General features: G+C 65.5%; 27 protein-coding genes. 15 read left to right on the top strand and 12 right to left on the bottom strand.

Annotated elements, in window-relative coordinates:
* Positions 1-25: 25 nt before the first annotated feature.
* Positions 26-181, bottom strand: coding sequence for a hypothetical protein (locus H292_RS28220; protein WP_155290417.1), 156 nt, complete (start codon positions 179-181; stop codon positions 26-28).
* Between the two features lie 183 nt (positions 182-364).
* Between H292_RS28220 and H292_RS0120405 the strand changes: the two genes are divergently transcribed.
* Positions 365-1,156 (top strand): DUF1206 domain-containing protein, encoded by a 792-nt coding sequence (locus H292_RS0120405; protein WP_019666621.1) that lies wholly within the window; start codon positions 365-367, stop codon positions 1,154-1,156.
* A gap of 6 nt (positions 1,157-1,162) precedes the next feature.
* Here the strand turns inward: H292_RS0120405 and H292_RS0120410 are convergent, their stop codons facing one another.
* Positions 1,163-2,104, bottom strand: a complete 942-nt coding sequence (locus H292_RS0120410) for a helix-turn-helix transcriptional regulator (protein ID WP_020112581.1) — start codon at positions 2,102-2,104, stop codon at positions 1,163-1,165.
* A gap of 88 nt (positions 2,105-2,192) precedes the next feature.
* On the opposite strand from H292_RS0120410, the gene H292_RS0120415 reads away from it, so the two are divergent.
* The 6 genes from H292_RS0120415 to H292_RS0120440 all read left to right on the top strand — a co-directional run bounded on the left by H292_RS0120415 (position 2,193) and on the right by H292_RS0120440 (position 7,389).
* Complete coding sequence (locus tag H292_RS0120415) at positions 2,193-2,597, top strand: VOC family protein (RefSeq protein WP_020112582.1); 405 nt, start codon at positions 2,193-2,195, stop codon at positions 2,595-2,597.
* 119 nt (positions 2,598-2,716) lie between these two features.
* Positions 2,717-3,175, top strand: coding sequence for an SRPBCC family protein (locus tag H292_RS0120420; RefSeq protein WP_020112583.1), 459 nt, complete (start codon positions 2,717-2,719; stop codon positions 3,173-3,175).
* Positions 3,176-3,244: 69 nt separating this feature from the next.
* A complete protein-coding gene (locus tag H292_RS0120425) occupies positions 3,245-3,517 on the top strand; it encodes a GlsB/YeaQ/YmgE family stress response membrane protein (RefSeq protein WP_019666625.1) in 273 nt (90 codons plus the stop codon).
* Positions 3,518-3,620: 103 nt separating this feature from the next.
* The gene (locus H292_RS0120430; protein ID WP_026348061.1) at positions 3,621-4,337 is read left to right on the top strand and encodes a phosphatidylserine decarboxylase; all 717 of its coding nucleotides are present in this window, start codon (positions 3,621-3,623) and stop codon (positions 4,335-4,337) included.
* Positions 4,338-4,343: 6 nt separating this feature from the next.
* On the top strand, positions 4,344-5,204 hold the full coding sequence (gene pssA / locus H292_RS0120435) for a CDP-diacylglycerol--serine O-phosphatidyltransferase (protein ID WP_019666627.1): 861 nt from the start codon (positions 4,344-4,346) through the stop codon (positions 5,202-5,204).
* A 13-nt stretch (positions 5,205-5,217) separates the two neighbouring features.
* Positions 5,218-7,389, top strand: coding sequence for an AAA family ATPase (locus tag H292_RS0120440; protein ID WP_020112584.1), 2,172 nt, complete (start codon positions 5,218-5,220; stop codon positions 7,387-7,389).
* Positions 7,390-7,393: 4 nt separating this feature from the next.
* Here H292_RS0120440 and H292_RS0120445 read toward each other — a convergent pair whose 3' ends face one another.
* The 5 genes from H292_RS0120445 to H292_RS0120465 all read right to left on the bottom strand — a co-directional run bounded on the left by H292_RS0120445 (position 7,394) and on the right by H292_RS0120465 (position 9,924).
* The gene (locus H292_RS0120445) at positions 7,394-8,146 is read right to left on the bottom strand and encodes an isocitrate lyase/PEP mutase family protein (protein ID WP_019666629.1); all 753 of its coding nucleotides are present in this window, start codon (positions 8,144-8,146) and stop codon (positions 7,394-7,396) included.
* Positions 8,147-8,207: 61 nt separating this feature from the next.
* Positions 8,208-8,561, bottom strand: a complete 354-nt coding sequence (locus H292_RS0120450) for an NUDIX hydrolase (protein WP_019666630.1) — start codon at positions 8,559-8,561, stop codon at positions 8,208-8,210.
* Positions 8,562-8,599: 38 nt separating this feature from the next.
* Positions 8,600-9,010, bottom strand: a complete 411-nt coding sequence (locus H292_RS0120455) for a VOC family protein (protein WP_020112585.1) — start codon at positions 9,008-9,010, stop codon at positions 8,600-8,602.
* Between the two features lie 5 nt (positions 9,011-9,015).
* A complete protein-coding gene (locus H292_RS0120460) occupies positions 9,016-9,492 on the bottom strand; it encodes an SRPBCC family protein (RefSeq protein WP_020112586.1) in 477 nt (158 codons plus the stop codon).
* Positions 9,493-9,594: 102 nt separating this feature from the next.
* On the bottom strand, positions 9,595-9,924 hold the full coding sequence (locus H292_RS0120465) for an ArsR/SmtB family transcription factor (protein WP_020112587.1): 330 nt from the start codon (positions 9,922-9,924) through the stop codon (positions 9,595-9,597).
* A 252-nt stretch (positions 9,925-10,176) separates the two neighbouring features.
* Between H292_RS0120465 and H292_RS0120470 the strand changes: the two genes are divergently transcribed.
* The 6 genes from H292_RS0120470 to mnhG are packed head-to-tail and all read left to right on the top strand — an operon-like array spanning position 10,177 to position 16,534.
* The gene (locus tag H292_RS0120470; protein WP_026348063.1) at positions 10,177-13,020 is read left to right on the top strand and encodes a Na+/H+ antiporter subunit A; all 2,844 of its coding nucleotides are present in this window, start codon (positions 10,177-10,179) and stop codon (positions 13,018-13,020) included.
* Positions 13,017-13,649, top strand: coding sequence for a Na(+)/H(+) antiporter subunit C (locus tag H292_RS0120475; protein ID WP_019666635.1), 633 nt, complete (start codon positions 13,017-13,019; stop codon positions 13,647-13,649). The genes H292_RS0120470 and H292_RS0120475 overlap by 4 nt, the downstream gene beginning before the upstream one ends.
* Positions 13,646-15,286: a Na+/H+ antiporter subunit D gene (locus tag H292_RS0120480; RefSeq protein ID WP_019666636.1), complete on the top strand. Its 1,641-nt coding sequence runs from the start codon at positions 13,646-13,648 to the stop codon at positions 15,284-15,286. Before H292_RS0120475 ends, H292_RS0120480 begins: the two co-directional genes overlap by 4 nt.
* A gap of 5 nt (positions 15,287-15,291) precedes the next feature.
* Complete coding sequence (locus tag H292_RS0120485; RefSeq protein ID WP_230594354.1) at positions 15,292-15,939, top strand: Na+/H+ antiporter subunit E; 648 nt, start codon at positions 15,292-15,294, stop codon at positions 15,937-15,939.
* Positions 15,936-16,193, top strand: a complete 258-nt coding sequence (locus H292_RS0120490; RefSeq protein WP_019666638.1) for a monovalent cation/H+ antiporter complex subunit F — start codon at positions 15,936-15,938, stop codon at positions 16,191-16,193. Before H292_RS0120485 ends, H292_RS0120490 begins: the two co-directional genes overlap by 4 nt.
* Positions 16,190-16,534: a monovalent cation/H(+) antiporter subunit G gene (mnhG, locus tag H292_RS0120495; RefSeq protein WP_019666639.1), complete on the top strand. Its 345-nt coding sequence runs from the start codon at positions 16,190-16,192 to the stop codon at positions 16,532-16,534. Before H292_RS0120490 ends, mnhG begins: the two co-directional genes overlap by 4 nt.
* Here the strand turns inward: mnhG and H292_RS0120500 are convergent.
* The 5 genes from H292_RS0120500 to H292_RS0120520 form a co-directional block, all read right to left on the bottom strand.
* Complete coding sequence (locus tag H292_RS0120500) at positions 16,497-17,816, bottom strand: phosphatase PAP2 family protein (protein ID WP_020112588.1); 1,320 nt, start codon at positions 17,814-17,816, stop codon at positions 16,497-16,499. The genes mnhG and H292_RS0120500 overlap by 38 nt on opposite strands.
* A gap of 55 nt (positions 17,817-17,871) precedes the next feature.
* Positions 17,872-19,131, bottom strand: coding sequence for a glutamate--cysteine ligase (locus H292_RS0120505; RefSeq protein ID WP_179278491.1), 1,260 nt, complete (start codon positions 19,129-19,131; stop codon positions 17,872-17,874).
* 13 nt (positions 19,132-19,144) lie between these two features.
* Positions 19,145-19,840, bottom strand: coding sequence for a superoxide dismutase[Cu-Zn] (gene sodC, locus H292_RS0120510; protein WP_027498950.1), 696 nt, complete (start codon positions 19,838-19,840; stop codon positions 19,145-19,147).
* Positions 19,841-19,946: 106 nt separating this feature from the next.
* Positions 19,947-20,402: a LytR C-terminal domain-containing protein gene (locus tag H292_RS0120515; protein WP_019666643.1), complete on the bottom strand. Its 456-nt coding sequence runs from the start codon at positions 20,400-20,402 to the stop codon at positions 19,947-19,949.
* Positions 20,403-20,475: 73 nt separating this feature from the next.
* Positions 20,476-20,805 carry a DUF3263 domain-containing protein gene (locus H292_RS0120520; RefSeq protein WP_019666644.1) on the bottom strand — a complete coding sequence of 110 codons (330 nt, stop codon included), beginning with the start codon at positions 20,803-20,805 and terminating at the stop codon, positions 20,476-20,478.
* A gap of 279 nt (positions 20,806-21,084) precedes the next feature.
* Here H292_RS0120520 and H292_RS0120530 point away from each other — a divergent pair, with 279 nt between their 5' ends.
* Complete coding sequence (locus H292_RS0120530; RefSeq protein WP_019666645.1) at positions 21,085-21,675, top strand: peptide deformylase; 591 nt, start codon at positions 21,085-21,087, stop codon at positions 21,673-21,675.
* 4 nt (positions 21,676-21,679) lie between these two features.
* Positions 21,680-22,594 (top strand): N-acetylglutamate synthase, CG3035 family, encoded by a 915-nt coding sequence (locus tag H292_RS0120535; protein ID WP_020112590.1) that lies wholly within the window; start codon positions 21,680-21,682, stop codon positions 22,592-22,594.
* The last annotated feature ends 4 nt before the right edge of the window (positions 22,595-22,598 follow it).

Below are 22,598 nucleotides of genomic sequence, written 5' to 3' on the forward strand. Positions count from 1 at the left end.
CCAGCAGGGGTGCCGGCAGGGGGTGTCAGACCTGCCCGCGCCGGATGAGGTCGATTTCCTGGGCGGTCAACAAGCGCTCGAGCTTTTCGCTCGGCCACTTCCTTGGACTTCCGCTCATCCGCGCCGATTCGAGCAGCGGCACGCCCGAGCCTGGACGACGCAAGATCGAATGAAGGTTCACGATCGATCACTCCGAACAAAATTCGTTTTGGCCTGATTCCTCGTTCGTTGCATCGCCCAGTCTTCGCCTCTCGTTACCGTTCGCGGGTGAGGCGCGCTGAAGAAGTTTCGACGCATGTGCGTTTCGTCGGGTTCGCAGCCGGGTAAAAAGATGGATTACCAATCGACAAGTCGGGGGCACGAAATGAGCGCAACAGGCGCCGCGGAAACGGTCCAGAACAACACGTGGTTCGAACGAGCAGCCCGGGCCGGTCACTTCGTCAGCGGGCTGCTGCACATCCTCATCGGCTACATCGCCGTTCGACTCGCCTTCGGGCAGGGCGGCAACGCCGACCAGTCCGGTGCGCTCGCCGAACTGGGCAGCAAACCCGGAGGTGCCATCGCACTGTGGGTCGCCGTCGTCGCGTTCGTCGCACTCGCACTGTGGCGAGTCATGGAAGCCGTCGTCGGCAAGAAGTCGGATCAGGACGAAGGCAGCGCGATGGACCGGCTCAAAGCCGCCGCCCTCGCCGTCGTCTACCTGGCGTTCGCCTGGTCCACCTTCGGCTTCGCCAAGGGCTCCGGACAATCGAGCGGTCAACAGAACGCAGGCATGACCGCGCGATTGATGGAGAACGGATTCGGCAAGATCGTGCTGATCGTCGTCGGACTCGTCGTGATCGGTGTCGGCGGCTACCACGTCTACAAGGGCGTATCGAAGAACTTCCTCGACGACCTGGAAGGCAACCAGAGTAAAGGCGTCGAATATCTCGGCATCGCCGGGTACGCCGCCAAGGGTGCCGCATTGATCGGCGCCGGAGCACTGGTCGTCGTCGCGGTGTTCACCTCCGACCCCAGTAAGGCCACCGGCATCGACGGTGCCGTCAAGACGCTCGGTGAACAACCGTTCGGCCAGATACTCCTGGTCCTCGCCGGCGTCGGCATCGCGCTCTACGGCCTGTACGCCTTCGTCCTCGCTCGTCACGCACGCATGTGAGGGCCTCTACCCGTAGAGGGAGGTGAGTTCGGATCCGATTCGCGCGAGCTCGGCTCGCACCGAATCGGATTCGACGACCGCGAGCTCGGCACCCCAGCCCGCCAGGTGCTGGGCGATCATCACCGGCGCAGGCGCGGAGACCGTCGCCCTCAGCCGTCCGTCGACGACGTTCTGCACCACGCAATGTTTGCCGAACTGCGCCTGCAGCACCGACAGCAATCTCTCCGGGATCTCGACGACCGCCGACGTCGCGCGCTGCCGGTCTTCCACGGTCTCGACGACGGACGCCCACGCGTCGGCGAGATCGAAACCCGCCGGACGCGAGAACACCGTGTCGGTGGGCGCGACCTCGGACATCCGGTCGAGGCGGAACGTCCGCAGGCCGTGAGCCGTCGATGCGATCAGATACCAGTGCCCGTTCTTGTCCACCAGCCCGAGTGGACCGACCTCGCGGTGCCCGGGCCCGGTGTGCCCGAACGTCTTGTAACCGAACCTCACGTTCACTCGCCGAACCACCGCGCGCTGCAGCAGTCCGACATGCTCCGACCCTGCGGACAACTCCTGCCCCCAGCTGGCCGGATCGATCGTCGTCGCATCGGCCGCGGCTTGCGCGTCGACCCTGAAGGGTTCGGGTAACGCCTTCACCAGCTTGCGCACCGCGGCCTTGGCGTCCGGCGACAATGCGGCGCCCGGACCGACCAACGTGAACAACGCCTGCGCTTCCGTGGAACTCAGTCCGGTCAGGTCCGTTCGTGCGCCACCGATCAGTTGCCATCCGCCGTTCCGACCCGGTTGCGGATAGACCGGGATACCGGCGGACGACAGCGATTCCAGGTCCCGGCGTGCTGTCGAGGCCGACACCTCCAGTTCTTCGGCGACCTCGGCTGCGGTGATCCGCCCACGGGTCTGCATCAGGAGAAGTGTCGCCACGAGCCGGTCTGCGCGCATGCAGGAAAGTATCCCTCCGAAAGTGCTCAGAAGATGAGCACTTTCGCGTGCATAGTCGACTCCACAACCACGAGAGAGGGAGAACGCAATGCTCAGAGGACTCAGCAACATCAGCTTCTACGCAGACGACGTCGACGCGGCAGGCCACTGGTACACCGACATCCTCGGAATCGCTCCGTACTTTCGCCGCGACAACCCGGACGGAACACCGGGCTACATCGAGTTCCGAGTCGGCGACTTCCAGCACGAACTGGGCATCGTCGACCGCAAGTACGCGATCCCGGGAACCTCGAAGTCCGAATCCATCACCTTCTGGCACGTCGACGACCTCGCCGGATCGCTCGAGAAGCTCCTCGCCGCAGGCGCAACACTGCACGACGAGATCCGAGCCCGCGGCGAAGGCTTCGACACCGCATCCGTGGTCGACCCTTTCGGCAACGTCCTCGGCATCATGACCAACCCTCACTACCTGGAGATGCTCGGGCGGGCGTGACGTTCCCCGTGCTCGGTTACCGTCGGGGATCCCCGACGGAACGGGCGGAAGTGCCACGCCACACCTACCCTGTCGACTACGTTTACCTGTAACTATCGGTTGCATCTACGGAGGAACACGTGAGCAAGACCCTCGAAGCCAGCATCGACGTCGACGCCAGTCCCGAGCAGGTGTGGAAGGTCGTCTCGGATCTGAAGCGCATGGGTGAGTGGAGTCCTCAGTGCAAGAAGATGAAGGTCTTCGGTGGCGATGTCCGCAAGGGCACGACGACGCTCAACATCAATCGGAAGGGCCTGCTGGTCTGGCCGACCACGGCGAAGGTCGTCGAATTCCAGCCGAACAAGGCCATCGCGTTCCGCATCGCGGAGAACAAGACGATCTGGTCCTACACACTCACCCCGTCGGCAACGGGAACCACCGTGGTGGAGAAGCGTGAGGCCCCGACGGGCACGAGCGCCGTGTCCGGCTTCCTCGTCAAGAACGTTCTCGGCGGCATCGAGCAGTTCGACGTCGAACTCGTCGACGGAATGAACAAGACCCTGCAGCGCATCAAGTCGGAAAGCGAGCGCGCTCGGTAAAATGTTTGACGAGTGAAGTTTCTGGGCAGCCCCAGTTGTCAAACGGCAACAAACAAAAAGGGGCATGACATGACACCCGCACTCGGTTTCATCGGTTGGATCGTCATCGGCGGCTTGGCCGGATGGATCGGTAGCAAGATCATGAAGACGGACGCATCGATGGGCATCATCTTGAACATCGTCGTCGGCATCATCGGAGGATTCCTCGGCGGCTGGTTGCTCAGCGTCTTCGGAGTCGATGTCAAGGGCGGCGGCCTGATCTTCAGCTTCCTCACCTGCCTGCTGGGCGCAGTGATTCTGCTGTTCATCGTCAAGGCTGTGACGGGTCGCTCGAGGACCTGACGGTCACTGCTCGTTCCCGGCTGCCGGGGCTTCTCACGTACTGTGTGAAGCCTCGGCAGTGTCCGTTTCAGGCACTGCCCCCAGAGATGTTCTAAGGAGCGAAGTGGCCCGCCGTCCAGCCCCGATCGGTCAACCACCCAGCAGCGGCATAGCGCATGTCGCCGAGCTGGTGAAAAACACCGTTCCGCCGCTGCATCCAGCAGGCCTTCCCTTCGTCGCCGGGCCGCTCGCGGTCGCTGCACTCGGCCGCAGGCACAAGTGGATCCGCCGGGCCGGACTCACCGCGGCCGGCGCGTGCGCCACGTTCTTCCGCCACCCCAGCCGCGTTCCGCCGAACCGTCAGGGCGTCGTCGTCGCACCTGCGGACGGGCTGATCACACTCGTCGACACCGCGGTGCCGCCCGCCGAGCTCGATCTCGGAACCGAGGCCGTTCCCCGCGTCAGCATCTTCCTCTCGGTCCTGGACGTGCACGTGCAACGCGTGCCCGTCGCCGGCGAGGTCGTCGAGGTCGTGCACCGCAAGGGCCAGTTCAAATCCGCGGACCTCGCCGAGGCGAGCGAGGTCAACGAACGCAACAGCATGCACATCCGCACCCCGTCGGGACACGATCTCGGAGTCGTGCAGATCGCCGGGTTGATCGCTCGACGCATCGTCAACAACGCGAAGGTCGGCGACGCCTTGACCATCGGTGACACCTACGGCCTCATCCGGTTCGGCTCCCGGGTGGACACGTACTTCCCTTCCGGTTCGACTCTGCTGGTCGAACCGGGCCAGCGGGCAGTCGGAGCCGAGACGGTGCTCGGCGAGCTTCCCCGATAGCCGGCGATGATCACCAGACGCGCCCGCCCGCCCGCAGCCGTCCGATTGCTGCCGTCCGTCGTCACCATTCTGGCGTTGTGCGCCGGCTTGTCCGCGGTGAAGTTCGCCCTGGACGGTCAGCTGGGAACCTCGCTGGCGATGATCGGCGCGGCCGCGATTCTCGATGCACTCGACGGCAGAATCGCCCGGTTGCTCGACGCCACCAGCCGCATCGGCGCCGAACTCGACTCACTCGCCGACGCCATCTCCTTCGGCGTGGCACCGGCTCTCGTGCTGTACGTGACGCTGTTGGAAGGTTCGAGCAGTGGATGGATCATCGCGTTGGTGTACGCGGTGGCGATGGTGCTGCGTCTGGCACGGTTCAACACTCTTCTCGACGAGGACGACTCACCCGGTTACGCCAGTGAGTTCTTCACCGGCGTCCCGGCGCCCGCCGGTGCGCTGATCGTGCTCACCCCGATCGCGGCGTTCCAGGAATGGGGTGACGGCTGGTGGTCGTCGTTCTACGTCGTCGTCGGCTGGACCGTGTTCACCGCGGGCCTCGCAGTCAGCCGCATCCCGACTCTCGCCCTCAAAACAGTCTCGGTTCCGCCGCGAATGGCAGCCGCGCTTCTGATTCTGGTGGCGCTGGCCGCTGCCGCGTTGATCACGTATCCGCTGGTTCTGCTGATGGTTCTCGTCGCGATGTACCTGGCGCACATTCCGTTCGCCGTTCGGTCGCAGCGCTGGGTCGCCGCCCGCCCCTACACCTGGGACGCCAAGCCCGCGGAGCGTCGAGCGGAGCGCCGGGCCATCCGCCGGGCGCCGGGCAACAACCGTAGGTCCGCAGCCAGGCTCGGCCTTCGTCGCCCGAAGAGCCCCCGATGAGCGAGACGTCACGGTGACCGCACCGGAGTTGGTGCTGACCGCGCGGCTCAACACGTCGGCTGCGGATGCGCGCCGAGGAGTCGTCCGGCTGCACCCGGAGGTGTTGGCGGCCCTCGGCATTCGCGAGTGGGACGCTGTTGCACTGATCGGCGCGCGCCGGACCTCGGCTGTGGTGGGCACAGCACCCGACGGCACCCCGCAGGGCACAGCACTGCTCGACGACGTCACGCTGTCCAACGCGGGCATCAAGGAGGACGGCTCCATCGCCGTCGCTCCCGTCACTGTGTACGGGGCCAGGACGGTGACGCTGTCCGGTTCGACGCTGGCCGTCGGATCCATTCCCGACGCGACGCTGCGCAAGGCCCTTCTCGGGAAGGTTCTGACTGCGGGCGACACCGTCTCGCTGCTGCCACGGGATCTCGGTCCCGGTACCAGCACGAGCGCCGCGACCCAGGCATTGTCACGTTCGTTCGGGGTTGCGTGGACCAGCGAGCTGTTGACGGTCTCGGCCACCGATCCGAGCGGAGGTCCGGTCAGCGTGCAACCCAACTCGGCCGTCAGCTGGGGCACCGGAGCGCGAACACCTGTGTCGGACAGGAACGAACAGCCACCCGCCGCAGCCGAGCCCGCGCCGGTCAAGGTCAAGGAGCTGGTCGGGGTGGCCGCTCAGCAGTCGAAGTTGACCGAGTGGCTTCGGTTGGCCCTCGACGAATCGGAACTGCTGGCTACGTTGGGTGCGTCGCCGCATCTGGGAGTCCTGATCACCGGTCCGGCGGGAGTCGGAAAGTCGACGCTCGCACGTGCGGTTCTCGCCGGCCGGCCGGTCGTCGAACTGGACGGTCCGTCGATCGGGGCACTGGAAGCCTCCGCGCGCGTCGACGCCGTGGCGTCCGCGTTCGAGCGGTTGCGCGCCGGCGGGGTTCTGCTCGTCACCGACATCGACGCGTTGCTGCCGGCGACTGCGGAACCGGTGTCCACTCTGGTGCTCGAGAAACTGAAACGGGGTGTCGACACGCCCGGAATTGCCTTGGTGGCCACCACCGCTCACCCCGAGGCGACCGACGCACGCCTGAGGTCGCAGGACCTGTGCGATCGAGAACTGACGCTCTCGCTTCCCGACGGCGCAGGCCGAACCGCACTACTGGAACATCTACTGCGCGCCTCCCCCACCGAGGGTCTGATCCTGGGTGACATCGCTCTGCGCACACCGGGATTCGTCGTCGCAGATCTGGCGGCGCTGGTGCGCGAGGCAGCTCTGCGTGCAGCATCGCGAGCCAGCGCCGACAAGGCGGATCCGAAGATCCTGCAGAGCGATCTGCTCGGCGCCCTCGACGTCATCCGCCCACTGTCTCGTTCGGGTTCCGAAGAACTGGCGATCGGCAGCATCACGCTGGACGACGTCGGCGACATGGTGGAAACCAAGCAAGCCCTCACCGAAGCCGTACTGTGGCCCCTTCGGCATCCGGACTCGTTCTCGCGGCTGGGAATCGAACCTCCCCGCGGGGTTCTCCTCTACGGGCCTCCGGGATGCGGAAAGACGTTCCTGGTTCGCGCTCTCGCCAGTTCCGGCCAGCTGAGCGTGCACGCCGTCAAGGGTGCTGAGCTGATGGACAAGTGGGTCGGATCCTCGGAGAAGGCGGTGCGAGAGCTGTTTCAGCGCGCCCGCGACTCGGCGCCGTCGTTGATTTTTCTCGACGAGGTAGACGCGCTCGCACCCCGACGCGGACAATCGTCGGACTCCGGCGTCGGAGATCGCGTCGTCGCGGCACTGCTCACCGAACTCGACGGCGTCGAACCTCTGCGTGACGTCGTCGTACTCGGCGCAACCAACCGACCGGATCTGATCGACCCGGCGCTGCTGCGACCGGGCCGACTGGAGCGTCTCGTGTTCGTGCCGCCCCCGGATGCCGACGCGCGCAAGGACATTCTGCGTGCCACCGGCAAAGCAGTCCCCCTCGCCGACGACGTCGATCTCGATGCCCTCGCCGAGGATCTGGACGGATACTCGGCGGCGGACTGCGCGGCACTCCTGCGCGAGGCCGCTCTGACGGCCATGCGCCGGTCGATGGATGCGGCCGACGTCACCGCAGCAGACGTGGCGACCGCACGCGCGACGGTGCGCCCCTCGCTCGATCCCGAGCAAGTGGCGCACCTCGAGGCCTACGGCTCGCGCACTTCGCCGTGAGTGCCTAGTTCCAGCGCGCGAGGATCTTGCTTGCCTCTCCGGCCAGCGCACCCTGGAAGAGCGGTCCGAAGCTGATCCGGCCGACTCCGAGCGAGGCGAAGTGCTTCAGATCGCCGTCCGCGGGGTTGGCGATGGCATTGATGGGCAGCGGAAGCTCCTCGGCCAGACGCTTGTAGTCCGCGTCGTTGTGGAAGCCGACAGGGTAGAGCGAGTCGGCGCCGGCGTCGGCGGCGAGCTTCAACCGGGCGATCGCGCGGTCGACGCGGTCGTTCTCGTCACCGATCTGCTTGACGAACAGGTCGGTTCGGGCGTTGAGGACGACGTGAACGTCGGTGGCGTCCGATGCTGCACGCAGCGCGCCCACGAAGTCGGCGTGCTCCTGAGCTTCACGCAGACGTCCACCTTCGCTGTGCACCGTGTCCTCCACGTTGAGGCCGACGGCGCCCGCGGAGACGAGGCCCTCGATGAGGCGCTTGGGGTCCTCGCCGTATCCGGACTCGATGTCGACGGACAGCGGGACGTCGACGGCGGAGGTGATCTGGGAGATGCGTGTGAGCAGCTCGTCGAAGGTGATGCCCTCGTTGTCGGGCTTACCGATGGAGTCGGACACCGGGTGGCTTCCGACGGTGAGTGCTGTGAATCCAGCCGAGACCGCGAGGTTGGCCGACCATGCGTCCCACACCGTCGGCAGCACGACGGGGTTTCCGGGCTGGTGGAGTTCGAGGAGGGTTGTTGCCTTCTGGGACAAGCTCGTCATGGAGACTCCTAATGCGTCGAGGCGGGAGAACGTGCGTTCTCCTACCGACAACGTACCCGCATCAGTCGATCAAATCGAGCGCTTGCATCCGGTCGAACACCATGAGCGACCCCGGAGCGACATCCGGCATCGACGCGTACTCGTCGCGAGTGAAGAAGCGAATTTCCGCGATCTCGCTGGTCGGCGTCGGTTCCGACGCCAATCCCGCGATGAAGCAATGGATCTCGAGCTCGGTTCCCGCGGGATGCCCCCACGCCTCGCACTCGAACACATCCAGCAGCCGAGCGTCGACCACCGCCGCGTCGAGCTCCTCGCGAATCTCACGGTGCAGCGCCGCGAGAGGCGTCTCGCCCGGATCGATCTTGCCTCCCGCCATGTAGAACGCCGACTTCCCCACCGAACGAGCCTGAATCATTCGTCGACCCCGGACGAACGCCAGCCCAGCAGTCCTGATCACTGGTTCCGCGGGATCAGCGGCTTGTCCGCCCGCACCTTCAACTGCTGCACCGCCCAGGTGTTGCCGTCGGGATCGGCGAACCCGAAGAAGGTGCCCCCGTCCCTGTCGTCGAACACGGTGATCTCACCGGCCTCGACACCGCGGGACAGCAACTCCTCACGGGCGGCGTGCGCGTCGGACACGACGAGTTGCAGCCCCTTCAACGAACCCGGTTCCATCTCACGATGCGACGCCAGCGACCCGACGACGATCGAGCATCCCGACCCTCGCGGCGTCAGCTGCGCAATGTGCATGTGCTCGTTGCGGGTGTCGTGGTCGAGATCGAACCCGACCTTGTCCCGGTAGAACTCGATCGACCGATCGAGGTCCGACACGGGTACGACGACCACTTCCAAAGTCCAGTCCACGACGGTCAGCTCCTTCCGAGGATCGCGTCGAGACGCTCGTACCCCTCGGAGACGCCTCTCTCCATTCCGCTCTGTGCCATTCCGTCGCGCGATTCGACGGACGGATAGGCCGACGCGATCTCGAGCCGAGTCCGACCGTCACCGAGGTCGACGAAGGTCAACGCCTCCAGGCTGACGACGTCGGGGAAATCCTCGTACTCGAACGTCTGGATGGCGAACTCGTTCTCCCGCACCACATGGAAGACGCCGCGGAATGCGAATGTCGCTCCTTCGGGGTTGGTGTGCACGTATCGGTAACTGCCGCCGGTCACGAACTCGTAGCGCTCGATCGCCATGTCGTATCCGTTGGGCCCGAGCCACTGCTCGATCAGCTCGGGTTCTTTGTGCGCCCGGAACACCGCCTCGACGGGAGCGTCGAATTCCCGGGTGATGGTGATGAACGGCAGGCCGTCGGGGACGGTGATGGCAACTGGATTCGTCATGACTTCTCCTTCTCGAACGAACGGCGTTTCGACTCGCCTCTTGCCTAAATTCGTTCCGCAGGCCCCACTCACTCCTGTTTGGATTCGTTCCGCAGGCTCCACTCACTCTGCGAGCAGCTTGTCGAGCTTGCGGAACTGCTGTTCGTGGATGATGCGGTACTTGTCGATCCACGCGGTGAGCTGTTCGAGCCGGTCGGGATTCAGGTGGACCGGCCGACGCTGTGCGTCTCGGGTCCTCGTCACCAGGCCTGCATTCTCGAGGACCTGGATGTGCCTGGACACCGCTTGCTTGCTGATCTCGAACGGCTCGGCGAGATCGTTGACCGTCTGCGGGCCGCGGCTCAAGCGGGCGACGAGTGCTCGACGGACCGGGTCGGCGAGGGCCGTGAAGGCTTCGTCGAGTCGATCGTCGTCGGCGGTTCGAGCGCCCATTGTCAACCACTTCCTTTATCAAGCAATCTGTTGATTACAGTACGACGCGAACGCCGAGTCAACGAAAAGGTGCAAACAGTACCGAATGGCAGCGCGTCGACCACGCAAAGTAGGATGGAGTGAACTTATACTCGCCGGCCGAGCACACGGCTCGCGAGCATATTTTCCGTTTGTTCGCCTACTCGACGCCGCCCCACGACCACCGCGTGATCCGCGCCAGGATCACGCGACCCGAGACGACGGAGTACGTTTTTGCTCGCTATTTTGCTCGCGCACACGGTTGCGGCCGTGTTCGCGCCCTTGTTGGTCCGCTGGTGGGGCCGTAACGCATTCTTTCCGCTTGCACTGGTGCCACTCGTCAGCCTGGTGTGGGTGTTCGCCAATTGGAACACCGAACAGTCTCTGAACATCGAGTGGGTCCCCGGCCTGTCGATGGACCTGGACATGCGGTTCGATTCACTGGCCGCGATCATGTCGCTGCTCGTGCTCGGTATCGGCGCGCTGATCCTCGTCTACTGCGCCCGGTACTTCGAGGACGACGAACCACGTCTCGGCATCTTCGCCGCCGAGATGGTCGCGTTCGCCGGCGCCATGTTCGGACTCATCACCGCCGACAACATGTTGGTGCTCTACATCTTCTGGGAGATAACGACAGTTCTGTCGTTCCTGCTCGTCGGGCATTACGCCGAGCGCGCATCCTCGAGACGCGCCGCCACCCAGGCGCTGTTGGTCACCACCGCGGGCGGTCTCGCGATGCTCGTCGGAATCATCGTCCTCGGTCAGGTGGCCGGCAGTTACAACCTGTCCGACGTGGTCGCCGACGCCCCGTCGGGATGGCTTGCCGGCGTTGCCATCGTGCTGATCCTCATCGGTGCGCTGTCGAAGTCCGCCATCGTGCCACTGCATTTCTGGCTGCCGGGCGCCATGGCCGCACCGACACCCGTCAGTGGGTATCTGCACGCGGCGGCGATGGTGAAGGCGGGCATCTACCTCGTCGCTCGCCTCGCCCCGGGATTCGCCGATTCCGGCCCCTGGCGCGCGACGGTGATCACCCTCGGTCTGTTGTCGATGATCCTGGCGGGATGGCGTGCGCTGCGCGCATTCGATCTCAAGCTGATCCTCGCGTTCGGCACGGTCAGTCAGCTCGGCTTCCTGATGGTGCTGGTGGGCATCGGTTCCGAGAAGGCGATGCTCGCCGGTCTGACCATGGTCATCGCCCATGCGATGTTCAAGGCCGCACTGTTCATGGTGGTCGGCATCATCGACCACACGACGCACACTCGCGACATCCGCAAGCTCGCGCACCTGGGCAAGAAGGCACCGCTGTTGGGCGCCGTCGCCGCACTTGCCGCGGCCAGCATGGCGGGGCTGCCCCCGTTCCTCGGGTTCGTCGGCAAGGAAACCGCACTGTCGGCGGTCATCGACACTCCGACGCTCAATCCTGCCGTCGCCTGGATCGTCGTGGCGGGCATGGTCGTCGGGTCCATCCTGACCGTCACCTACAGCATCAGGTTCGTGTGGGGAGCGTTCGGGCGCAAGCAACTCAAGCGACCGAGCCCCGCGGTGAAGAACATGCACGAGCCCACGGCGCTCTTCCTCGCAGCACCGGCCTTCCTCGCTCTTCTGGGTGCAGCCGCAGGAATCTTCTCGCCCGTCGTCGACGCCATCGTCAGTCCGTACGCGGCCACCGTCGATTCCTACGGGCAGGCTCCGTACCACCTCGCCCTGTGGCACGGCGTCAACCTGCCGCTCGGGTTGACGGTCGTCGTCGTCACCGGCGGTGTCGGTCTGTTCATCGCGCACCGCATGGTCAACCGCCTCAAGTTCGAGCATCCGCCGCTCGGCAACGCGGACCGGGTCTACGACGCGGTGCTCAAGTCGATGGACACCATCTCGCTCCGTCTGACCGGCACCACCCAGCGAGGATCGCTGCCTCTGACGCAGGGAACGATCCTGCTGACGCTGGTGCTGCTTCCGATGGCGGTGCTGGCGTTCGGACGCGAACCCGGACTGGATTTCGTCCTGTTCGACACTCCACTTCAGGTCATCGTCTCGCTCATCATGATCTCCGGGGCGCTCGGCGCGACGGTGATGCGCAACCGCCTCGCCAGCGTCATCCTCGTCGGCCTCACCGGCTACGGCTGCGGCGTCATCTTCGCGGTGCACGGTGCACCGGATCTGGCGTTGACCCAGTTCCTGGTGGAGACGTTGACTCTGGTCGTCTTCGTGCTCGTGCTGCGGAAACTGCCCGCCGAGGTCGACGACCGGGGCGCAGCCGGGTCGAGGTTGCCTCGCGCAGCCCTCGCGATCGCCGTCGGCGCGACGGTCACCGTCCTCGGAGCGTTCGCGATGAACGCGCGCAGCACCGACCCGATCTCCCTGCAACTTCCCGACGCCGCCTACCTGCTGGGCGACGGCAAGAACATCGTCAACGTTCTCCTGGTGGACATTCGTGCGTGGGACACGCTCGGTGAGATCTCGGTGCTGCTCGTCGCGGCCACCGGCGTCGCATCGCTGGTGTTCCGCAACCGACGCTTCGGCAGCGCACCCCGCGTCTCGGATGCGCCGGCAACCGATTCCGACAGCCCCTCCGGCACCGACACGACGTGGTTGCTGGGCGGAGACCTGATCGATCCTCGGCATCGGTCGTTGATCCTCGAGGTCACGACTCGCCTGATCTTCCCGACGATCATGGTGCTGTCGGTGTACTTCTTCTTCTCCGGACACAATGCGCCGGGCGGCGGATTCGCCGGTGGACTGACCGCGGGTCTCGCGCTCGTACTGAGGTACCTCGCAGGCGGCCGATACGAACTCGGCGAAGCCGTTCCGATCGACGCAGGCAAGATCCTCGGCCTCGGCCTGATACTCGCGTCGGGCACCGCGATCGCGTCGATGTTCCTCGGCGCCCCGGCGTTGTCGTCGGCGACCCTCGAGGTGACCCTGCCGATACTCGGTGACATCAAGTTGGTCACCGCATTGTTCTTCGATCTCGGTGTCTACCTCATCGTGGTCGGTCTCGTACTCGACGTCCTCCGAAGCCTCGGTGCACGTCTCGACGCACAGGTGGAGATGCAGAGCCAGGTGAAGGCCCGATGACCGCGAACCTCGGCATGCTGATAGTCGTCGGCATCCTCGTCGCGACGGGGGTGTACCTGCTTCTGGAACGCTCGATCACGAAGATGCTGCTCGGACTCCTGTTGTTCGGCAACGGAATCAACATCCTGCTGCTGACCGTCGGTGGCCCGACGGGCAATCCCCCGATCGTCGGCAGAACGACGTCGATCCACGAGACCATGGCGGATCCGTTGGCGCAGGCCATGATTCTGACCGCCATCGTCATCACGATGGGTATCGCGGCGTTCGTGCTGGCACTCGCGTACCGCTCGTTCACGCTCAACACCAAGGACGACGTCGAGAACGACCCGGAGGACACCAAGGTCTCCAAGCGCCGATCCATGGCCGACATGCCGGACCGCGACCGGTCCGACGACCCGGTCACCGGTGAGCCGAGTTTCAGTGGCGACGCCTTCGACAGCCAGGGCAACCCGATTCCGATCGAGGAACTCAAGAACATCGAGGACCTCGAGTGCTACGAAGACTTGCACGAGGGTGACTTCGACGACGACGACGAACCGGACTTGAAGGGCCTCGACGGCATCGACAGCGCAGTGAAGGACACATCCAAACCCAGCGCCAAGAAGCGCAAGAAGGGAGGCTCCGAATGAGCATCCCCGCAAGCACCATCAGCGCTCTCACCCCGCTACCGGTCCTGATCCCCTTGTTCGCCGCAGCGTTGACACTCGTGGCGGGCAGGAGGCCACGGGCCCAACGCGTCATCACGATGGTCTCGCTGACGGCCATCGTCGTCGTGTCGGCATTCCTGCTGTACCTGGCCGACCGCGACGGAACGTTCGCGCTGCAGGTCGGTGGTTGGGACTCCCCGATCGGCATCTCACTGGTCGTCGACCGCCTCTCCGCACTGATGCTGCTGGTCAGCGCGATCGTGCTGCTGGCGGTCATGGTGTATTCCATCGGTCAGGGCATTCGCGACGGCAACGAGAACCAGCCCGTCTCGATCTTCCTTCCGACGTATCTGGCGTTGAGCGCAGGCGTGTGCAACGCGTTCCTCGCCGGCGACCTGTTCAATCTGTTCGTCGGATTCGAGGTTCTGCTCGCCGCGTCGTTCGTGCTGCTCACTCTCGGAGCCAGCGCCGACCGCGTGCGCGCAGGCGTCTCGTACGTCATGGTGTCGATGGTCTCGTCGCTGATCTTCCTGTTCGGCATCGCGCTGGTCTACGCCGCGACCGGCACGCTGAATCTGGCGCACATCGCCACCCGCCTGGACGACGTACCGTCGGGCACCAGGACGGCGATCTTCGCGGTCCTGCTCGTCGCCTTCGGCATCAAGGCTGCGGTGTTCCCGCTGTCCACGTGGCTTCCGGACTCCTACCCCACCGCCCCGGCCCCCGTCACCGCGGTGTTCGCCGGTTTGCTCACCAAGGTCGGTGTGTACGCGATCATCCGTGCACACACGCTGCTGTTCCCCGACGGAGGCCTGGACAACGTCCTGCTCGTGTGCGGTCTGCTCACGATGCTCGTCGGTATCTTCGGTTCCATCGCACAGAGCGACATCAAACGACTGCTGTCGTTCACTCTCGTCAGCCACATCGGGTATATGGTGTTCGGCGTCGCACTGTCCACGCAGTCCGGACTGTCGGGAGCGATCTACTACGTGGCGCACCACATCATCGTGCAGACGACGCTGTTCCTGGTCGTCGGACTCATCGAGCGTCAGGCCGGGTCGTCCTCGCTGCGACGTCTCGGCGGCCTGGCCGCCGCGAGCCCCGTGTTGGCGATCATCTTCCTCGTGCCCGCGTTGAATCTCGGTGGTATTCCGCCGTTCTCGGGCTTCATCGGGAAGGTGGCGCTGTTGCAGGCCGGTAGCGCCGAGGGCAGCGTCCTCGCGTGGATCCTCGTTGCCGGCGGCACCATCACCAGCTTGCTGACGCTGTACGTGATGGCCCGCGTGTGGACGAAGGCGTTCTGGCGTGCGCGCGCCGACGCTCCCGAGGGAGACCTCGCGGACAACAGCCCGTCCGCTCTGCTCGACGATTCCAGCGACATCCAACTCGCGGACCGCGAGGACGTCGGCCGTATGCCCGCGTTCATGCTCATCCCGACGGTAGGGCTCGTCGCAGTCGGATTGGCGCTGACGGTCTTCGCGGGCCGCATCATCGACATCAGCGACCGCGCCGCCGCCGACCTTCGCGATCGCTCGGTCTACATCGACGCCGTACGAGGTGCCGAGTTCCTCGGAGACAAATCCATGGACCAGGTCGCCGGAGAAGAGGCTGGACGATGAAATATCTGAACCGCTTCGTCCTGCTGCGCCTGTGGATTCTCGGCTGGCTCACCGCCGTGTGGGTGTTGTTGTGGGGCAACGTCAGTGCCGCCAACGTCCTGGGCGGAATCGTCGTCGGCCTCGGGATCATGATCCTGCTTCCGTTGCCGAAGGTGCCCGTCGAAGGTCGAATTCACCTGTGGTCCTTGCTGAAGCTGACCTTCTGGTTCTTCTACTACGCCGCCGAGTCGTCGGTGAACGTCGCCTGGCTTGCGGTCCGCCCCAAGGCTCCGCCGGTCACCGGTGTTCTCCGCTGCCGCATCGCCATCAAGTCCGATCTGGTTCTCACGTTGTTCGTCGACGCCATGAATCTCGTTCCGGGAACCATGGTTCTGGAGATCGATCAGACCAGGCGCCTGCTCTACGTACACGTGCTGGACATGGGCAGCCAGAAGGCAGTCGATTCGTTCTACGCCTACGTACGTCACCTGGAGAAACTGTTCATCGCCGCGTTCGAGCGTGATTCCGACTGGAAGCCGAGCCCGCTTCACTTCCAGGAGTACGAGCGGTACCACGGAGTCCTGGGCGACGACATCGCGTCGGCACCGGGTACGGACGGCACTTTCCGGGACGACAAGAAGACCGACGACGAACGAAAGGGTGAGTGGAAGTGACCGTCGTACTTGCCGTTTCCGGCATCCTGCTCATCGCTGCAGCCGTCGTGACTGCCTACCGTCTGCTCGACGGGCCGAGCACACTCGACCGCCTCGTCGCCATGGACACCATCCTCGCGGTGTCGATGTGCGGGCTGGCGGTGTGGGCTGTCTACAGCGCCGACACCACCATCGTGCCCGCGATCGTTGCACTGTCGCTGGTGAGTTTCATCGGATCCGTCAGTGTCGCGAGGTTCAGGGTGAGGGACGAATGAACACGGTATTGGAAGTAATCTCGGGCATTCTGATTCTGCTGGGCGCGATCCTCGCGTTCACCGCGGCCGTCGGGATCGTGCGCTTCCCGGACACGCTGTCACGCATGCACGCCGCGACGAAGCCTCAGGTCGTCGGCCTGCTACTGGTGCTGGCGGGCGCCGTGATCCAACTGCGAGGCAACGTCGACATCTGGATGCTGGTGCTCGTCGGGGTGTTCACCCTGGTGACGGCTCCGGTCATCGCGCACACCGTCGGACGTGTCGCCTACCGCGAGCAGCGTGGTCGCGACGGACTGCTGATCGTCAACGAGATGGAGACGAACGAAGGGGACGATCGCTGACGGTGCTGTTCGCGAAGAACGTCGCGTAGAACATCCCGATCACCGATCCCATCGCGATCAGGATCAGCGGCCCGAACAGCTCCGGATACGTTCCCATGGGGACGGCGAGGTAGCGGTAACAGAGCAACAACCCCACCATCGTCGCGACGCCGAACGCGACCATCCGGATGCGGGCAGGATCTTTCAGCCCGCGCTCGGGGTCGCGCAGCACCGATTCGAGGGTCAGGCACAGTACGACGCCTGCGACCAGGTCGATACCGTAGTGATAGCCGAAGCCGAGCGTGGCGGCCAGGGTGCACACCAGCCACACCGTTCCACCCCATCGGAGCCACCACGGACCACGCCTCGAGTGGATGAACAAGCTGAGCGCCCAGGCGGTGTGCAGCGACGGCATGCAGTTACGGGGAGTCAGTTCGTCGAAACCGATGGCCGACGGCGATGCGTCGAACGGGACCAGCGTCGGCCAGTAGTTTCCGAGCTGGAACCCCTCGCCGGCCGAACCGAATGCGAATACCGGGCCGACGACGGGGAACAGCACGTAGAAGACAGGTCCGACGAGGCCGATGAGAAGAAATGTTCTGACCAGGTAGTGCGACGGCCACAGTCCGGTGCGCGAGACGCCACGGAGTTGGTAGATCGCGATGGCGATGGCGGCGACCGGGAGCTGGATGTAGACCCAGTGCAGCACCGCGTAGACGATCGGGCCGAGCGCATCGAGCCAGCTTCCGACGATCCACGACGGGTTGCCGAGCGCGTGGTCGGCTAGTTGCGCGTACTCGTCCAGGACGTAGGGCCGGACGATGGTGGTGATCTGCAACCATGCGTCGCCGCCCTTGGTGGCGAGGATGAGCAGTCCGCCGAGGCAGACTGCTCGGATGCCGCCGGCGTCGCGGCGCCAGATGGTGAACACGGCCAATCCGGCCAGTGCGATCACGGCTCCGTTGCCGACGACGAACGGGTGACCGGCTTCCAACCGAGCGAGCGCGCCCACGGCATCGATCAGTACGGCGATTCCGAGTGCCCACAGCCGAATCGGCATGCGTACGCCGACGAGGGCCAACGCCAGACCGCCCCACGGCACGGCCATCGACTTGGGGGTGCCGAAGAAGTCGTTCCAGATACTCGGAAGCGGGCCGGGGAAACCCTTCCAGAACGCGACGACCTGCAGCGATGCGAGGAAAATCAGAACGACGACAGCGCCGACACCGTAGACGCGTAGTGCGCCCGGCGCCGCTCTCTCGACGTGTGACGTTCGCTCTTCCCCCTGAAGCACGTCGTTCATAGTAAACGGAGCATGAACGAAGAATTACATCCAGAAGGTCACGATCGAAGGTCGATCACCGGCGCAGTTCGTCCACCAGCGACTGCACCACGGTGCGAAGGTTTCCGTCGGAATCTGCCGCGACCTTGCGTTGACGTTGATACGACGCGCCCCGCCGGGGAATGTCGGCGACCGACGCCAACTCGTCGGCGCATCCGAGCCGCACCGCGGTGGGCGCGAGTCGTTCGAGGAGATCGTCAAGGTCGTCGGTGACGAGGCGCTCGTTGCTGTCCGCGTCGAGGATGATCTCGGCGTCGAGCCCGTACCGGGCCGCACGCCACTTGTTTTCCTGAACGTGCCACGGGGGCATGCTCGGCAGTGTCTCGCCTGCTTCGAGACGCTGGTCGAGGTCGACGATCAGGCAATGCGTCAGTGCGACCAGCGCGGCGAGCTCACGCTTGGTGGACGCGCCGTCGCACACTCGCACCTCGATGGTTCCCCACTTCGGCGCCGGCCGGATGTCCCAGTGCATTCCGCCGAGCTGTTCGATGACGCCGGTCTTCATCTGGTCTCGAACGAAGCCTTCGAACTGACCCCAGTCCTCGAACTGAAACGGCAGGCCCGCCGTGGGGAGCTGCTGGAACATCAGCGCCCGGTTGCTGGCGTATCCGGTGTCGTTTCCGGACCAGATCGGCGACGACGCCGACAGTGCCAGCAGGTGCGGATACTGCAGCAGCAGCGAGTTGAGAATCGGAAACACCTTGTCCGGCGAGGACACGCCGACGTGGACGTGCACGCCCCAGATCAGCATCTGCCTCCCCCACCACTGCGTGCGAGCGATCAACTCGTCGTAGCTCGGGGTGCTGGTGAGTACCTGCGTCGACCATTCCGCGAAGGGATGCGTGCCGGCACTGAACAGGTCGATGTTCAGCGGGGCCGCAGCGCGCCTGACCAGATCGAGCGACTCGCCCAGGTCGTCCATCGCTTCACCGACGTTCTCGCACACTCCGGTGACGAGCTCGACGGTGTTGCGCAGCAACTCCTTCGTCACGCGCGGAGTCTCCGCGCCCGCCAGCTCGGTCACGCCGTCCATGACGTCGGCGGCCGAGTTGACGAGATCCAGCGAATCCTTGTCCACCAGCGCGATCTCCCACTCCACGCCGAGGGTCGGGCGCGGGGAGGAATTGAACGCTATGGCAGGAGCGGAGCCTGCGGAGTGACCCGATGCCGCAGGAGCGGAGCCTGCGGAGTGACCCGATGCCGCAGGAGCGGAGCCTGCGGAGTGACCCGATGCCGCAGGAGCGGAGCCTGCGGAGTGGGTGGGGCGGCCCGGCATGTGCGGGAACCGCTTATTCCAGGACCGCGCAGGCGGCGCGGCCACCCGCGTCGCCGGTCATGAGGGTGTTCATGTCGGGAACGGCGCCGCCGTCGGGCAGGGTGTAGCGCGGCGGGATGTTGGCGAAGTTGTCCGGGCCCTCGTGGATGATGACGGATCGTCCGCCGTCGGCGCGGAGGTCGTCGAGGGTGACGGCGTCGGTCGTGGTGACCAGCATGGCCGTTCCGTCCTCGCCGACCTGCAGCGATGTCAGGTCACCGCTGGAGGGGTGTTCGGTGCGGCCGTCGACCTGCAGGTGCCCGCCGGCGGACAGGAAGTTGCCGGGCTCGCCGCCTGCAGGTGCCACGGAGTTGGGCTCGCAGACGCCCGCGGTGTGGATGTGCAGACCGTGGAATCCGGGAGTGAGGCCTTCTGCTTCGACGGTGACGACGAGGTGGTCGCCCTCTTCGACGAACGAGACGGTGCCGACGGTGGTGCCTGCGGCGTTCTCGAACTCGGCTTCGACGGTGCCCTCAGGGCTGTCGGCGGCGACGCCGTGACCGGAGGGATCCTCGTGGCCGGTCCAGACGGGAGGCGTCGTGCCCGCTACGTCGGACGGGGTTTCCGGGGCCGTGCATGCGACCAGTCCGAATGCGGCGACAGCGACGACGGGAGTAGCGATGCGCCACGACCTGATCGTCCGGGATCGGGCTGTGCTGGTCGATGCCATGGAAAATGCTCCTTCGTCGGACAGGCTGGGCGTTGCGTAGATCATAACTATCCCCGGTAGTAGTCCAGTCGGCAGTAGCCCGGTCGACACGTGGTCGGTCGGGGCTCTACTGGGTGACCATCACGACGACGCTGTCTCCGAACCCGGTCAGTGTGGCCGGCATGGCTTCGGCGGTGGCGCCCAGTTGTTGGGCTATCTCCTGCGCCGCGGCCTCCGCGCCGGAGGCGTCTCCGTAGTACACCGTGGTGGCGGGGACCTGGGTCTGGGCGTAGTTGCCCGTTTCGGCGATCGTCCAGCCCTGGGCGGTGAGCGTGTCCGCAGTGGTGGCTGCCAGACCGGAGACGTCGCTGTTGTTCAGCACGCGTACCTCGACCTCGGCCGGTGCGACGGACGTCGTCGGGGCGCTGGTGGTCGAGGCCGCCGGCGCCTGAGCTGCCGGGGAGGTCGCTTCCGCGACTTCGCTGGTGGCCTCGGGGGCGGCCGCTTCTTCACTGTCTCCGGAACCGGTCAACGACAGTGCACCGATCGCTGCGAACAGAATCGCGAGCGAAATGAGAACCATTGCCAAGGCGCGGAGCGGAGGGCCGGACGATTCCGGGTTGGGACTGCTCACACTGGAAGACACTAGTTGACGGCTAGACCTCGAAGCCGAGTCGCCTCGCAGCCCTTGCCTTCTGACGGCTCGCGCGGAGCCTGCGCAGACGCTTCACCAGCATGGGATCGGCTGCCAGTGATTCCGGGCGGTCGACGAGTGCGTTCAACACCTGGTAGTAGCGAGTCGCGGACATCGAGAAGAGTTCCTTGATGGCTTCTTCCTTTGCGCCTGCGTACTTCCACCACTGGCGCTCGAAGGACAGGATGTCGTGTTCACGACGGGTCAGGCCGTCTGCTCCGACCTCGTTGATGTCCCCCGTGTTTCCCGGTTGCTGAGACTGGTTCGAGTCACGCGCTGCTGCGCCGTCCATCTCACTCCTCGACTTCGCGGATCCGTGTCGACGGATCCCGATCCTGTGCCGTGATGCTGTCCTGTGCCGTCATGCCGGTCCCCACCTTTTGCCACGAGCCCCAGACCCGCGTCGACGCACCCGAGGGGCGGGCAGTCGGCACGAAATTACACACGTGTGTTTCGGTTGTTATTGAACCACGGTGCGCAGTGCTTGGGCACAGCTCGCAGGACGTGCGGCGAGTCGCGCCCCCTCACCGTGTGCACGGAGAGGGGCTTCACGCCAGTATTCTTGTCGACCATGGCAATTCTCCCGATCCGGATCGTCGGCGACCCGGTACTGCACACCCCCACCCGGCCCGTCACCGAGACGCCCGCCGAACTCGCCGACCTTATCGCGAACATGTACGACACGCTCGCCGCCGCCAACGGCGTCGGACTCGCCGCCAACCAGGTCGGCGAACCCCTTCGGCTGTTCATCTACGACTGCCCCGACGAGGGCGAGGACGGCAAGGTCGTCCGTCGCCGCGGCGAGGTGATCAACCCGGTTCTGGAGACGTCGGAGATCCCCGAGACGATGCCGGATCCCGAGGACGACGACGAGGGCTGCCTTTCGGTTCCCGGCGAGCAGTACCCCACCGGACGTGCGGACTGGGCACGCGTCACGGGCACCGACGCCGCGGGCGAGCCCGTCGACATCGAAGGAACGGGTTTCTTCGCTCGCATGCTGCAGCACGAGGTCGGGCACCTCGACGGTTTCCTGTACGTCGACGTTCTCATCGGCCGCAATGCGCGTGCCGCGAAGAAGGCGATCAAACGCGCCGGTTGGGGCAAGCCGGGTCTGTCCTGGGTCCCCGGCACCGTCGAAGATCCGTTCGGCCACGAGGACTGACGCGGTGGGACCGCGGGTCATGCTGCGCTACCGGCTGCCACCCGGCCACAGCCACCCGATGACGGACGTCATCGGCGAACTGATCGAGCACAGCCGGTCGGTGGTCGCGGTGCAGTCCGCGGACGGTCGCGAAGTGAGAGTCGCGCCCGATCGTGTCGTCGCGCTGAAGGAGCTCGGGCCGCGTCCGATTCGCACGTCGGAGATTCGATCGCTGGAACGTGCTGCCGCCGACGGCTGGCCCGGCGTCGAACAGGCCTGGATCGACGGCTGGCTCCTGCGCGCCGGGCACGGGTTCACCGGCCGGGCGAACTCCGCGTTGCCGGTGGAACCGTCGGCCGGTCATGTGTCCCTCGACGACATCGTCCGATGGTTCTCCGAGCGCGGCCTACCTGCCGTGCTCCTGCTGCCCGACCGACTGGGTTCACTGCCCGCCGGGTGGGTGACGCGGGACGAAACACTGGTCATGGCCGCGGACATCTCCCGGTTGGAGCTGCCCGTCGAAACTCTGTCGGTCTTCTCCGACGTGCCCGACGCCGACTGGCTCGGCGTGTACCGCTACCGCGGGCGACCCCTGCCCGACGCTGCGCTCGAGGTCATCTCGTCGGTGCGTGACGGTGTGGCGGCGTTCGGCCGGATCGGCTCGGCGTCCAGCGAGATGCTGGCGATCGGGCGTGCAGCGGTGACGGACGCGCCCGACGGTCGACGCTGGGTCGGTCTGACGGCCATCGAGGTCGCGGAGGCGCATCGACGGAACGGCCTCGGAACGAGGATCTGCGGCGAACTGGTCGCCTGGGGTCGCACGCAGGGTGCGACGCACGCGTACCTGCAGGTCTCGGCGGCCAATGCAGGCGCCGTGGCCATGTACGAGGGCCTCGGCTTCACCGAGCATCATCGCTATCGCTACGCCGACCTTATGTGAGCAC

Source organism: Rhodococcus sp. 114MFTsu3.1 (assembly GCF_000383555.1).
GTDB lineage: Bacteria > Actinomycetota > Actinomycetes > Mycobacteriales > Mycobacteriaceae > Rhodococcoides > Rhodococcoides fascians_E.